This window comes from Duganella phyllosphaerae, assembly GCF_001758785.1.
Classification (GTDB): Bacteria; Pseudomonadota; Gammaproteobacteria; order Burkholderiales; family Burkholderiaceae_D; genus Rugamonas; species Rugamonas phyllosphaerae.
Map to the genome: position 1 here is coordinate 73,970 of NZ_LROM01000092.1, position 14,738 is coordinate 88,707.

General features: G+C 66.9%; 9 protein-coding genes. All 9 read left to right on the forward strand.

Features of this window, described 5'->3' with window-relative positions:
• Positions 1-194: 194 nt before the first annotated feature.
• Positions 195-851 (forward strand): adenylate kinase, encoded by a 657-nt coding sequence (adk, locus tag DUPY_RS16170; RefSeq protein WP_056139010.1) that lies wholly within the window; start codon positions 195-197, stop codon positions 849-851.
• Positions 852-969: 118 nt separating this feature from the next.
• Complete coding sequence (locus DUPY_RS16175; protein ID WP_070249424.1) at positions 970-3,105, forward strand: sodium-translocating pyrophosphatase; 2,136 nt, start codon at positions 970-972, stop codon at positions 3,103-3,105.
• A 76-nt stretch (positions 3,106-3,181) separates the two neighbouring features.
• A complete protein-coding gene (locus DUPY_RS16180) occupies positions 3,182-3,805 on the forward strand; it encodes a hypothetical protein (protein ID WP_070249425.1) in 624 nt (207 codons plus the stop codon).
• A 109-nt stretch (positions 3,806-3,914) separates the two neighbouring features.
• Complete coding sequence (locus tag DUPY_RS16185; protein WP_070249426.1) at positions 3,915-4,673, forward strand: SDR family NAD(P)-dependent oxidoreductase; 759 nt, start codon at positions 3,915-3,917, stop codon at positions 4,671-4,673.
• A gap of 121 nt (positions 4,674-4,794) precedes the next feature.
• A complete protein-coding gene (ggt, locus tag DUPY_RS16190; protein ID WP_070249427.1) occupies positions 4,795-6,597 on the forward strand; it encodes a gamma-glutamyltransferase in 1,803 nt (600 codons plus the stop codon).
• An 18-nt stretch (positions 6,598-6,615) separates the two neighbouring features.
• Positions 6,616-7,791, forward strand: a complete 1,176-nt coding sequence (locus DUPY_RS16195; RefSeq protein WP_070249428.1) for a patatin-like phospholipase family protein — start codon at positions 6,616-6,618, stop codon at positions 7,789-7,791.
• A 57-nt stretch (positions 7,792-7,848) separates the two neighbouring features.
• Positions 7,849-12,816 carry a two-component regulator propeller domain-containing protein gene (locus tag DUPY_RS16200; RefSeq protein WP_229255395.1) on the forward strand — a complete coding sequence of 1,656 codons (4,968 nt, stop codon included), beginning with the start codon at positions 7,849-7,851 and terminating at the stop codon, positions 12,814-12,816.
• Between the two features lie 96 nt (positions 12,817-12,912).
• Positions 12,913-13,641: a response regulator gene (locus tag DUPY_RS16205; RefSeq protein WP_070249430.1), complete on the forward strand. Its 729-nt coding sequence runs from the start codon at positions 12,913-12,915 to the stop codon at positions 13,639-13,641.
• Between the two features lie 127 nt (positions 13,642-13,768).
• The coding region (locus DUPY_RS16210; RefSeq protein ID WP_141749565.1) for an AMP-binding protein at positions 13,769-14,738 on the forward strand (970 nt) is incomplete at its 3' end.

The window sequence follows — 14,738 nt, forward strand, 5'->3', positions numbered from 1 at the left end:
TTCATACGAATATCCCCACGAGAATGCGTTTTTGCCTGTGACAAACGGTATAAACGATATCAAACTGGCTGATGGGCCAAGTTTTGTGGTAAGTTTCGTAGCAAGATAGTCGGATAATCAGTATTAATACTGTGTCCACGCAACAACTAACAACACCAACCACACCCTCCAAAAATCTGTTTTTAGGAAACTTCATGCGTCTGATTCTGTTAGGAGCACCAGGGGCCGGCAAGGGCACCCAGGCTAATTTCATCAAAGAGAAATACAATATTCCGCAGATCTCCACCGGCGACATGCTGCGTGCCGCGATCAAGGCGGGCACGGAATTGGGCCTGGCGGCCAAGCAGGTGATGGACGCTGGCGGCCTGGTCTCCGACGACCTGATCATCGGCCTGGTCAAGGAACGCCTGAAGCAGGACGACTGCGCCAACGGCTACCTGTTCGACGGTTTCCCGCGCACCATTCCGCAAGCGGACGCCATGAAAGAAGCCGGCATCAATGTCGACTACGTGCTGGAAATCGACGTGCCCGACGCGTCCATCATCGAACGCATGGACGGCCGCCGCTGCCATCCCGGTTCGGGTCGGGTTTACCACGTCAAGTTCAACCCGCCGAAAGTTGACGGCAAGGACGATGTCACTGGCGAAGACCTGGTGCAGCGCGACGACGACAAGGCCGAGACCGTGAAAAAACGCCTGGACGTGTATCACAACCAGACCGAAGTACTGCTCGGCTATTACAACGACTGGGCCAAGTCGGGCGCCGAAGGTGCACCGAAGTATCGCCGTATTACCGGGGTCGGCGCGGTGGAGCAAATCCGCGACAGCGTTTTTGCAGCGCTGGCTGAATAAGACCTGAAAGCGGACCGAGCGTCCGCTTTTTTCATGGCTGTTCAGGTGTCCCCGTTTTGACGTGTTGTGTGTTCGCAGTTGGGTCCGCAGTTCGTTCGATAACAAAAGGGGAGACACTATGGCAGCCAGTTTGTGGTTAGCAGTCGGTTGCGGCGTTATCGCCGTCATTTATGGCCTGTGGTCGCGCAGCTGGATCTTGCGCCAGGACCCCGGCAACGCGCGCATGCAGGAAATCGCGCTGGCCATCCAGCAGGGCGCCGCCGCCTACCTGGCCCGCCAGTACCGCACCATCGGCCTGGTGGGCGTGGTGCTGCTGATCCTGATTGCCATCTTCCTCGACTTCAATACCGCGCTCGGCTTTCTGATCGGCGCCGTACTCTCGGGCGCGTGCGGCTTCATCGGCATGAACGTCTCGGTGCGCGCCAATGTGCGCACCGCGCAGGCGGCAACCAGGGGCATGAACGCGGCGCTCGACGTGGCCTTTCGCGGCGGCGCGATTACCGGCATGCTGGTGGTCGGCCTCGGTTTGCTGGGCGTGGTGCTGTTCTATATGTACCTGACCGCCGGCCTGCCGGCCGACCTGGCCGCCGCCACCGTCAATACCCATCAACTGATCGAGCCGCTGATCGGCCTGGCGTTCGGTGCCTCGCTGATCTCGATTTTTGCCCGGCTGGGCGGCGGCATCTTCACCAAGGGCGCCGACGTGGGGGCCGACCTGGTGGGCAAGGTGGAAGCGGGCATCCCCGAGGACGACCCGCGCAACCCGGCCGTGATCGCCGATAACGTCGGTGACAACGTCGGCGACTGCGCCGGCATGGCCGCCGACCTGTTCGAAACCTATGTGGTCACGCTGATTGCCACCATGCTGCTGGGCGCCTTGCTGATGGTGAGCGCGCCGGTCGCTGCCGTCGTGTACCCGCTGCTGCTGGGCGCGGTGTCGATCCTTGCCTCCATCATCGGCTGCTCGATGGTCAAGGCCAAGCCGGGCAAGAAGATCATGTCGGCGCTGTACACGGGGCTGTGGTGGGCGGCCGGGCTGTCGCTGCTGGGCTTTATTGCCGTCACCTGGTACGTGTGGCTCGACCCGTCGGTAGGCCTGCGGCTCCTGGGCTGCACGGTGGTGGGCATCGTGCTCACCGGGTTGATGGTGTACATCACCGAGTACTACACCGGCACCGATTTTGCGCCGGTCAAGCATATCGCCCAGGCGTCCACCACCGGCCACGGCACCAACATCATCGCCGGCCTCGGCGTATCGATGAAGTCCACCGCGTACCCGGTGCTGGCCGTGTGTGCGGCGATTTTGGTCTCCTACCAGCTGGGCCAGTTGTACGGCGTGGCGATTGCGGCCACGTCCATGCTCTCGATGGCCGGCATCGTGGTGGCGCTCGACGCTTACGGCCCGATCACCGACAACGCCGGCGGCATCGCCGAAATGGCCGGCATGCCGGAATCGGTACGGGCCATTACCGATCCGCTCGACGCGGTGGGCAATACCACCAAGGCCGTCACCAAGGGCTACGCGATCGCCTCGGCGGGCCTCGCCTCGCTGGTGCTGTTTGCCGACTATACCCACGCGCTCGAATCTGCCGGGCGCAGCGTGCTGTTCGACCTGTCGAATCCGATGGTGATCGTGGGCCTGATCATCGGCGGCCTGATCCCGTACCTGTTCGGCGCGATGGCGATGGAAGCGGTGGGGCGCGCGGCCGGCGCCGTGGTGGTGGAAGTGCGGCGCCAGTTCCGCGATATCAAGGGCATCATGGAAGGCACGGCCAAGCCGGAATATGACAAGGCGGTGGACATGCTGACCGCCTCGGCGATCCGCGAAATGATCATCCCGTCGCTGCTGCCGGTGGTGGTGCCGGTCATCGTCGGCATGTTGCTGGGCGCGGCCGCGCTCGGTGGCATGCTGATGGGGACCATCATCACCGGGCTGTTCGTGGCCATTTCCATGACCACCGGCGGCGGCGCCTGGGACAACGCCAAGAAATACATCGAGGACGGCCACCACGGCGGCAAGGGTTCCGAAGCGCACAAGGCAGCCGTCACCGGCGACACCGTCGGCGACCCGTACAAGGACACGGCCGGCCCTGCGATCAACCCGCTGATCAAGATCATCAATATCGTGGCGCTGCTGCTGGTGCCGCTGTTGCCGGCCTCGGGCTGGCTGGCGGTGAGCGCGCCGGTGCTGGCGCACGCACCCGCACCGGCGCCGGTCGTGGCGCCGGATGTGATGGTGCTGCCGGGCCGATGAACCGCGCCTCCTGCCGCGCGCCGGCCCCGCCTTGAACGGGGTAGGCTGGCGCCATAACAGGCAGGAGGAGACCACCATGCATCAAGTCAAATTAAACACCCGGCTGGGCGCCGCTGCGGCAGCTGCAGCAGTTGGCCTGGCCGCCGCCTTGCTGTGCACCGGGGCCGGGGCCCAGCAGCCGGACGAACCGGCAAGGCAGTCCACGCAGCAGCCACCGCAACCGCGCGCGCCCGAGGTCGATACCGAAAAAGAGGCTTACGCCAAGCTGCCGCCATGCAAGCTCAGCGACGACGGCAAGCACCTGGCCGAGGAACCGTGCCGCACCGCCAAGGCGCTCGACCCGATGCCACGGCGGCCGGTGCCGCAAGCGATCGAGCGGGTGTCGCCGGCCGAGAGCGATCCGCGTGACCAGGCCATGCCGCCGGCAAGGGGCGCGCAGACGCCGGCCATGCCGCGTGGGCTGCCCTCAGCGGGCATGCCAGCGACGCCATCGCGGGTATTGCCCACACCGACCACGCCAGCGACGCCACCGCGCTCGGATCCGGGTGCGCGGCCCGGCGCACCGGTGCCCACCGCCGGCTGCGACGCTGCCGGCTGCAACGGCCCCAACGGCCAGCGCTACAACAACGGTCCCGGCAATACGGTAGTCAGCCCCAGCGGCAAGCTGTGCTCGCGCAACGGCGCTTTCATCCAGTGCTGAGCGGCCGGTATATCTCTCCACGCTGAATATGGCTACAATGACGATCATGACGTTTACGTAAACGTAAAGTAAACGTCAACTTAGGATCAACGTCAACCGTGGAGACACCATGCAAATAAAAGACCAGGTATTCATCATCAGCGGCGGCGCCTCGGGCCTGGGCGCGGCCACTGCGCGCATGCTGGCGCAGGCGGGCGGCAAAGTGGTGCTGGCCGACGTCCAGGAAGAGGGCGGCCAGGCGCTGGCGGCGGAACTTGCGGGCGTGTTCGTGCGCTGCGACGTCACGCTCGAGGCCGACGCCCAGGCAGCGGTGGCGGCGGCGACCGCGCTCGGACCATTGCGCGGCCTGGTCAACTGCGCCGGCGTCGCGCCAGCGGCCAAAACCGTCGGCAAGGAAGGCGCCCACGCGCTGGAACTGTTCCAGCGCGTGGTGGCGATCAACCTGGTAGGCACCTTCAATATGGCGCGCCTGGCGGCCGAGGCAATGAGTAAAACCGCGCCGCTCGACAACGGCGAGCGCGGGGTGATCATCAACACGGCGTCGGTGGCGGCGTACGACGGCCAGATGGGACAGGCCGCGTATGCATCGTCCAAGGCGGCGGTAGCGGGACTGACCTTGCCGATGGCGCGCGACCTGGCGCGCAGCGGCATCCGCGTGATGGCGATCGCGCCCGGTATTTTCGAAACGCCGATGATGCTCGGCATGCCGCAGGAAGTGCGTGATGCGCTCGGCGCCATGGTGCCGTTCCCGCCACGCCTGGGCAAGCCGGACGAGTACGCGCAACTGGCGCGGGCGATAGTCGAGAACACCATGCTCAATGGCGAAGTCATACGGTTGGATGGCGCCATCCGCATGGCCGCAAAATAATCACAGTGCATGAGGTTCACCAGTAGTTCAGCTGTAGTTCACCGCTGAACCATTTAAACGATTTCGTGTACGATGGCCGTTCAGGCGCGCCGCAGGTTGCGCGCCCCGATCCGGAGAACCCATGATTCGTTTGAAGACACTGGCGCTTGCCGCCGCCATGCTGGGGGCATTGCACGCTCCCGTTTATGCACAGTTACAAGCGCCTGCCAAGGTACCTGGCGTCAACCATGACGTGGCTCCCGAGATCGCCACCGGCTACGCCGAAAAGGCCGGCAAGTCGTCGCAGAAATTCATGGTCGCTGCCGCCAATCCGCTGGCCACCCAGGCCGGCTACCAGATGCTCAAGCAGGGCGGCGCCGCCATCGATGCGGCGATTGCCACCCAGCTGGTGCTCACGCTGGTGGAGCCGCAGTCGTCGGGCATCGGCGGCGGCTCGTTCCTGCTGTACTCCGACGGCAAGCGCGTGCAGTCGTACGACGGCCGCGAAACCGCGCCGGCCGCTGCCGACGAACACCTGTTCCAGGACAAGGACGGCAAACCGGTCTCGCGCGAGACCGGCGTGGTCGGCGGCCGCTCGGTCGGCGCCCCCGGCGTGCTGCGCATGCTGGAACTGGCGCACCAGCAGCACGGCCGCCTGCCGTGGAAAGCCCTGTTCGCGCCAGCCATCAAGCTGGCCGACGACGGCTTTGCCGTCAGCCCGCGCTTAAATGCCCTGCTCAAGTGGGACAAGTACCTGGCCCGCGATCCGGTGGCGCGCGCGTACTTTTTTGACGACGCGGGCCAACCGCGCCCGGTCGGCTACATTCTGAAAAACCCCGAGCTGGCGCGCACCCTGCGCGAAATCGCCGACGGCGGCGCCGACGCTTTTTACAAGGGCCGCATCGCGCGCGACATCGTCGCCAAGGTCTCCAGCCATCCCACCAATCCCGGCAAGCTGACCGCCGCCGACATCGCCGGCTACCAGGCCAGGGAGCGCGCGCCGATCTGCAGCGACTACAAGGCGTGGACGGTGTGCGGCGCGCCGCCGCCATCGTCTGGCGGGATCGCGATTGCGCAGATGCTCGGCATCCTGGAAGTGAAGGACATCAGCCCCTACAAGCCGGTGGGCGGCATGCTTACCGCCGAGGGCATCCACCTGTTCAGCGAAGCGGGGCGGCTGGCGTACGCGGACCGCAACCGCTACGTGGCCGATACCGATTTCGTGCCGCTGCCGGGCAAGGGCGTCTCGGCCCTGCTCGATAAGCGCTACCTGGCCAAACGCGCCGCACTGATCGGCGACAAGTCGATGGGCCGCGCCAACTACGGCACGCCCGACACCATGGACGTGGCGTGGGGCGCTGACACTGCCATCGACAAGCCATCGACCTCGCACCTGGTGGCGGTGGACGCCTTCGGCGGCGGGCTGTCGATGACGACGTCGGTGGAAGACGCCTTCGGTTCGCGCCAGATGGTAGATGGCTTCATGCTCAACAACCAGCTCACCGATTTTTCATTCGACTCGCAGGACGAGAACGGTCCGATCGCCAACCGGGTGCAGGCCGGCAAGCGCCCGCGCAGCGCCATGTCGCCCACCCTGGTGTTCGACAAGGGCACCCACCGGCTGGTGCTGGCCACCGGCTCGCCGGGCGGCTCGACCATCATCAACTACGTGGCCAAGGTGCTGGTCGGTACGCTGGACTGGCAGCTCGACGTCCAGCAGGCCATCAGCCTGCCCAACCTCGGTAGCCGCAACGGCCCCACCGAGCTGGAAAAAAATCGCGTGAGCGCCTCAGTGATCGCGCAACTGAAAGCGCGCGGCCACGAGGTGCGCGAGACCGAGCAGAACTCGGGTTTGCAGGGCATCCAGCGCCGCGTCGTGGGTGGCAAACCACAGTGGTTCGGCGGCGCCGATCCGCGCCGCGAAGGCGTGGTGCTGGGGGATTAAACCTGCTACTCTGGCGTCATGGGACGTCAAAAGAAAACAGGCCTGATCCTCACCGGCGGCGGCGCGCGCGCGGCCTACCAGGTGGGGGTGTTACAGGCCATCTCCGAGATCTTGTGGGAAGCGGGCTGGCCGCCGGCACGCAACCCGTTCGATATCATCTGCGGCACGTCGGCCGGGGCCATCAACGCCACCGCGCTGGCCTGCCGCGCCGACAACTTCGGCGAGGGCGTGCAAAAGCTGCTCGACGTCTGGCAGAACATCGAAGTGGGACAGGTGTACCGCGCCGATTCGCTCGGTGTGCTGCGCTCGGGCGCGCGCTGGCTGTCCTTGCTGTCGTTCGGCTGGCTGCTGCGCAAGTGGCGCGCGGCGCCGCCCGCGTCGCTGCTCGACAACACTCCGCTGGTCGGCCTGCTGCACCGCATGCTCGACTTGCCGCGGCTTGACGCCGTGCTGTCCGAAGGCCTGCTGCACGCGCTGGCCGTCACCGCCTCGTCCTACACTGCCGGCAACCACCTCACTTTTTACCAGACCGCCGCCGACATCGCGCCGTGGGTGCGCATGCAGCGCCTGGCGCTGCAGGACCAGATCGGCGTGGAGCACTTGCTGGCGTCGTCGGCGATCCCGTTCATCTTTCCGCCCACGCCGCTGTTCATTGGCGGCCACCGCGAATTCTGCGGCGACGGCTCGATGCGCCAGCTGGCCCCGATTTCGCCGGCCATCCACCTCGGTGCGCGCAAGGTGCTGGTGGTGGGCGCCGGACGCCTGACCGAGGCGCCGCGCACTGGTGCGGAGCACGGCGCGGCGCGGTATCCGAGCCTGGCGCAGATCGCCGGCCACGCCATGTCGTCGATCTTCCTCGATTCGCTGGCGGTCGATATCGAGCGGCTCGAACGGGTCAACAAGACGCTGTCGCTGCTGCCAGAGCATCTGCTCGAGCAGACGCCGCTCAAGCCGGTCAAGCTGCTGGTGATCGCGCCGTCCGAACGCCTCGACGATATCGCCAGCCGTCACGTGGGCAGCCTGCCGGCGCCGATCCGCACCATGTTGTCGGGTATCGGCGCCACCGAAACGCGCGGCGCCGCGCTGGCTTCGTATTTGTTGTTCGAATCATCGTATACTTGCGACTTGATCCGTCTGGGTCAGCGCGATACCCAGGCGCGCAAGGAAGACGTGCTGGCCTTCTTCGAATCCTGAGCCACCCCTTTGGGGAGACCCCGCTTTTTGCACGCACTGAACCATCTGTGGAGACGTTTGCTGGCGCCAGCCCTGCTGTTGTGGGTGCTTGGCGCAGCCGCCGCATGGAGTGCACCGCCGCCGCGCACCCTGCGTTTCGAGCAGCTCAGCGTGGAGCACGGCCTGGCGCAGGAGTCTGTGCTGGCCATCGCCCAGGACAAGCAGGGCTTCATCTGGCTCGGCACCCAGGCTGGCCTCACGCGTTTCGACGGCTATCGCACCGTCACCTACAAGAGCGCGGTGTCCGACCCGCATACGCTGGCCGACAATTGGGTGCGGGTGCTGCACGTCGATCCGGCCGGCCAGCTGTGGGTGGGCACCGACGGCGGCCTCGATCGCTACGATCCCGCCACCCGTACCTTTGCCCACTACCTGCCGACCGCGCCGGTGGAGCGCGGCAATGGCAACCGCCACGTGCGCGCCATCGCCGACGATGGCCTGGGTGGCCTGTGGGTGGCCACCGCCGACGGCCTGCACCACCTGGACCCGGCCAGCGGGCGCTTCACCGGCTGGCACCACGATCCGCTCGATGCGGGCAGCCTGGCCAGCGACCAGGTCAACGCGCTGGCGCGCGACGCCGCCGGCCGCCTGTGGGTGGCCACCGCCACCGGGCTCGATATGCTGGCGCCGGGCGCCAGACAATTCGTTCACTACCGGCTCGACGCCGGCAGCGACAGCCGCTTCAACGCGGTGCTGGCGCTGCAAGTGGACAGCAGCCAGGCGCTGTGGGTGGGCACCATGGGCGGGCTGGAACGCTGGCACATTGGCGATATCGGCAAGGGCCGTCCGCAGCGCTGGCGCCTGGGCGCCGCCGAAGGACTGCGGCCCGGCGCCAGCATCACCACGCTGTACGAGGATAGCGAAAAGCAGCTGTGGCTGGGCACCCAGGAAGACGGCCTGCTGCGCTGGCTGCCGGCCGAGCAGCGCCTGGTGCAGTACCGCCACCAGTTCAGCGACCATCGCAGCCTGGCCGATAACCAGGTGTCGGCGCTGTTCCGCGACCGCGTGGGTACCTTCTGGGTCGGCACCTGGAACGATGGCGTCAGCCGGGTGGACATGGGCAGCGGCGGCTTTGCGCGCATCGTGCGCCACACCGAGGATGCGGACGCACTGTCGGACAACAAGGTACGCGCCATCGCCATGGCCGGCACGGGCGAGGGCAACGACCGGCTGTGGCTGGGCACTGGCGCCGGCTTGAACCTGTACGATCCGAAGACGGGCCGCAGCAAGGTGTGGCGCCACGATCCGGCGCGACCCGACAGCCTGAGCGACGACCAGGTGACGGCCCTGTGGCGCGCGCCCGGCGCCGGCGGCGTGTGGATCGGCGGACGGGCCGGCGTCAACCACCTCGATCCGGCCACCGGCAATATGCGCGCGCTGTCGTTCGTGCGCGGCGACCCGGCCAGCGACACCGTGCGCAACATCGTGGCCGACCGCGCCGGCCTGCTGTGGATCGCCAGCCGTGGCGGCCTGCACCGGCTCGATCCGAAGACCATGGACGTGCACACGTACCGCCACAATCCGGCCGACAGCGGCAGCCTGGCCGACAACGTGGTGCGCCCGATCCTGGAGGACCGGCGCGGCCGCCTGTGGGTGGGCAGCTTCAACGGCCTCGATCTGCTAGACCGCAAGACCGGCGTGTTCCGCCACTTCCGCCGCAACCCCGCCGATCCGCAGTCGCTGAGCCACGACGAGGTGCACAGCCTGTACGAAGACGACACCGGCACGCTGTGGGTGGGCACGGCGGCCGGCTTGAACCGGATGGAGACGGGCGCCGACGGCGCCATCACGTTCCGCCGCTACCTGCGCAAGGACGGCATCGCGGACGACGCCATCGCCGCCATCCTGCCCGACGGCGCCGGCAACCTGTGGCTGAGCACCAACAGCGGCCTGTCGAAGTTCCATATCGCCACCGGCATGGTGCGCAACTACAGCGACGCCGACGGCACCATCGAAGGCGCGTACTTCGACGGCTCTGCGCTGCGCACGGCGGACGGCACGCTGTACTTCGGCGGCTTCAATGGCATCACCGCGTTTGCGCCGCAGTCGGTGCGCGAAAACAGCGTGGCGCCGCCGGTGGCGATCACCGACTTCCAGGTGTTTAACAAGTCGCTCAAGCCGGGGCAGGGCGAACACGCCGATGTCCTCAAGACCGCCATCGAACACACCGGCGAACTGACCTTGCGCCAGGCCGACTCGGTATTTTCGCTGGAATTCGCGGCGCTGCATTACGCCGCGCCGCAGCGCAACCGCTTCGCCTACCAGTTGCAGGGCTTCGACGAGGACTGGGTAGTGACCGACGCCAGCAAGCGCTTCGCCACTTACACCAACCTCGATCCCGGCGCGTACGTGTTCCGCGTCAAGGCCGCCAACAAGGACGGCGTGTGGAACGACAACGCCGCCACGCTCAAGATCACCATCCTGCCGCCTTTCTGGAAGACCTGGTGGTTCCGTGCGCTGGTCACGCTGCTGCTGCTGGGCGCCGCCTTCGCCGCCTACCAGGCGCGCATGCGCAGCCTGCACCGCCAGCAGCAGCGTCTCGAAGAACTGGTGGCGTCGCGCACGGCCGAAGTGCAGGACAAGAATCGCCTGCTGCAGCAGCAAAAGCACGAACTCGAACTGCGCCGGCTGGAGGCGGAAGCGCAGCGCGCCGAGGCCGAGCAGCGCCGCCAGCACGCCGAGCGGCAAGCCGAGGAAGTCGAAAAAGCGCACCGCAATATCTCGGTGCTGAGCGAGCTCGGTCGCGAAATGAGCGCCACGCTCGATATGGAAACCCTGATGGGAACCCTCTACCGCCACGTGCACGACCTGATGCCGGCGGAGATATTCGGCATCGGCTTCGTGCGCGAGCAGGACGGCGTGATCCACTTTCCGTTCGCGGTGGAGGGCGGGGTGCGCACGCCGCCTTATCAGCGCTGGCTGGACGATCCGAACCAGCTGGCCGTCTGGTGCCTGATGCACGGCAAGCCGCTCCTGATCAATGACTTCGACGCCGAATACCGGCAATACATGGACGACAGTGGCCTCGACAAGCTGGTGCCACACGCGCTGCAAGGTGGCGGGCACCTGCCTGCCGCGCCCTCGATGATGTACGCGCCGCTGGTGGTGGGCGAGCGCGTGGTGGGCCTGCTCAGCGTCCAGGGACTGGAGCGCAACGCCTACCGCCAGGTGCACCTCGACATGCTGCAAACGCTGGCCACGCACGCCGCCGCCGGCCTGGAAAATGCCCGCGCCTACCAGCAGCTGGAAGACACGCTGCAAACGCTGCGCCAGACCCAGGGCCAGCTGCTGCTGCAGGAGCGCCAGGTACGCCTGCATACCGAGGAGCTGGCGCTGGCCAACCGCGCCTTGCAGGACAACGACGAGCGTCTGCGCCAGGCCAAGCACAAGGCGGAAGACGCCACCCGCCAGAAGTCCGAATTCCTGGCCAACATGAGCCACGAGATGCGCACCCCGCTCGCCGGCGTGATCGGCATGCTGGGCTTTTCACTGCGCGATCCGACCCTGCAGGACGCGACCCGCGAACAGATCCTGCGCGGCCAGGCCAACGCCCAGTCGCTGCTCACCATCATCAACGACCTGCTCGACTTTTCCAAGATCGAGGCGGGCAAGCTCACCATCGAGAACATCGATTTTTCGCTGACCTCTACTGTGGAAAACGTGGTGAGCCTGTTCGAGGAACAGGCCGCCGCGCACAGCGTGGGATTCGAGCTGGTATTCGGCGACGACCTGCCGCAGTTCGTGGTGGGCGACCCCACGCGCCTGCGCCAGGTGCTGGTCAACCTGGTGGGCAATGCATTCAAATTTACCCGCAGCGGCACCGTGACCATGCGCGTGGAACGGGTGCCGGAACCGGGCGAGACGCTCGAGGATATCGCCGCGCTGGCCGGGCGCAAGGGCGTGATCAACCGCATCCGCTTCCTGGTGGAAGACACCGGCATCGGCATCGACGCCGAGGCCATTCCGCGCCTGTTCCAGAAGTTCGAACAGGCCGACGCCTCCACCACGCGCCGCTACGGCGGCACCGGCCTGGGACTGGCGATTTGCCGCCAGCTGGTGGAACTGATGGGCGGCAGCATCAACGCCGTCAGTGCACCGGGCGCCGGCAGCACCTTCACGTTCGAACTGCCGCTGGCCAATGGCGTGGCGCCGCCGACCGTGCCGCACGTGCCGCGCGAGCCGCACAGCCACCAGTTGCGGGTGCTGTGCGCGGAAGATTTCCCGACCAACCAGATCATCATCCGCATGATGCTCGAGGACCTGGGCCACAAGGTGGACATCGCCGCCAACGGCGCGCTGGCGGTCAAGGCCTGCGCGCTCACGCGCTACGACCTGATACTGATGGACGGGCGCATGCCGGAGCTCGACGGCGCCAGCGCCACCCGTCTGATCCGCGCCGGCGGGCCGGAAGATGCCCCGGTGCGCGACCAGGAGATGATGATCATCGCGCTCACCGCCAACGCCAGCGAGGAAGATCGCAGCCGCTACCTGGCGGCGGGCATGGATGATTTTCTGACGAAGCCGATCGACGAGGACAAGCTGCACTTCCAGCTGAGCCGCGCGATCGAGCGCCAGTTGCAGCGCGGTGTCGAGTTACCGCCGATGGTATCCAGGCGTGGTGTGCAGGATCGCCAGGGCACGCCGGAACTGGACGCCATGTTCGGCGTGGAGCCGGCCACGCCGGACACCGCGCGGCTGGCGCAGCACAGCGGCAGTGGCGATCTCAAGGCGCGCCTGCGCGGCGCCTTCCGCGCGGACGCACCGCTGCGCCTGGCCGACCTGGAGGCGGCGCTGGCGGCGGGTGACGCCGACACCGCCGCCCGCCTGCTGCACGGCATGAAGGGCAGCGCCGGCTACCTCGAGGAGCAGGAGTTGCAGGCCTTGTGCGGCGAACTCGAAACCTGCGCCGATCACGGCCAGTGGCAGCAGATCCACGCGGCGCTGCCCCGCTTGCGCGCGCTGCTGGACCAGGCCAGCCGTGGGTAAGGTTGCACGGCCCCGCAGAAAATTCGCTTGCTTGTGCTGGACGATTCAGGCACTGTTTAACATGTGTAAAGACAGTGCCGAGGCACGGGGAGCGACATGAAAGTTCTGGTAGTCGACGACGACGTCGTCTCGCGCATGGTGTTGATGCACCTGATCGACAGTTGCGGCAAATTCGACATCGTCGAAGCCGAAGACGGGCTCGATGCATGGAACCAGCTCCAGGGCGGGCTGCGGCCGGCGATCTGTTTTTGCGACCTGCGCATGCCACACCTGTCCGGGCTCGAGTTGCTGCAACGGGTCAAGAGCGATGCCGAACTCGCCGCCATGCCGTTCGTGCTGGTCACGTCCGCCACCGAAAAAGACGTGATGCAGGAAGCCTCGACTGCCGGCGCCGCCGGCTACATCATCAAGCCGTTCCAGGCCGAGCAAGTGCGGGTGCACCTGACCGCCTTCCTCGACCAGGCGGCCAGCGGTCACACCCACCAGGCCGAAGATCCTGCCGCCACGCTCAACCGCCTCGGCATCAATGGCGAGCGCCTGCTGGTGTACCTGAACGGCTTCCACAACCAGCTCACCGTGGCCGGCGCCGACCTCGAGGCGCTGCTGGGGAGGGGCGACCAGCAGGGCGCCCAGGTGCGCCTCGAGCGCCTGCTGGCCGGCTGCGTCACCCTGGGGCTGGACGGTGCTGCGGCCGCGCTCAAGGGAGTGTCCGCTGCCGCGCCTGCCACGCACTTGTCCAACGAGGCGGTGCAGGCGGTGCTGGCCGACGTGCTGCGCGCGGTGGACCAGCAGGCGGGCCTGGTCCGTCAGGCCGGTTTGATGTGAAGGTTTGATGTAAAGTTTTGATGTAGAGTTTTGATGTAAACCCGGCAGCAAGCCTTGAAGTCGAGATAGTTTAGGTTTAAAGTATCTGCTCGCGGGTGGATATCCCGATCCGACTTTCAAGGCTACCATGACAACTCCAGCCGCCACCCCGACTGCGCACGCCGACACCTTTGCGCGCGACCGCCTGCCGCCGCCCGCGCTGTGGCCCGAGCTGCGCTTCGACCTGCCCGAACTGGACTATCCGGCGCGCCTCAACTGTGCCGCCGCATTGCTGGACCATGCGGCCGGTGCCCGCCCGGCGCTGCGCAGCGAACACGAAACCTGGACCTACGACCAGTTGCGCGCCCAGGTCGACCGCATTGCCCACGTGCTGCACGGCCCGATGGGGCTGGTCACCGGCAACCGCGTGCTGCTGCGCGGGGCCAACACGCCGCTCTTGGCCGCCTGCGTGCTGGCCGTGATCAAGGCCGGGTGCATCGCGGTGCCCACCATGCCGCTGCTGCGCGCGCGCGAACTGGGCGCCATCGCCGGCAAGGCGCGGGTGGACGCCGTGCTGTGCGCGCAGTCGCTGCGCGCGGAGCTCGATGCGGTGGCGCTGCCCCTCGAAGCGCGCGCCCGCACCGTGTACTTCGGCGGCGCCAGCGCCGACAGCGCATCGCTCGAGGCGCTGATGGCGGCGCAGCCCGCGCAGTTTGCCGCCGCCGACACCGCGCGCGACGACATCTGCCTGATCGGCTTCACGTCCGGCACCACCGGCATCCCCAAGGGCACGATGCACTTCCACCGCGACGTGCTGGCCATCTGCGACTGCTTTCCGCGCTCGGTGCTCGGTTCGCGCGCCGACGACGTCTTCATCGGCACGCCGCCGCTGGCGTTTACCTTCGGCCTTGGCGGCCTGCTGCTGTTCCCGCTACGCGTGGGCGCCTGCGCGGTGCTGCTGGAAAAAGCCGCACCGGAGACACTGCTGGCTGCAATCGGCTCGCATCGCGCCACCGTGTGCTTCACCGCGCCCACGTTCTACCGCCACATGGCGGCGCTGGCGCATCGTTACGACCTGGGCACCTTGCGCCGCAGCGTCTCGGCCGGCGAGGCGCTGC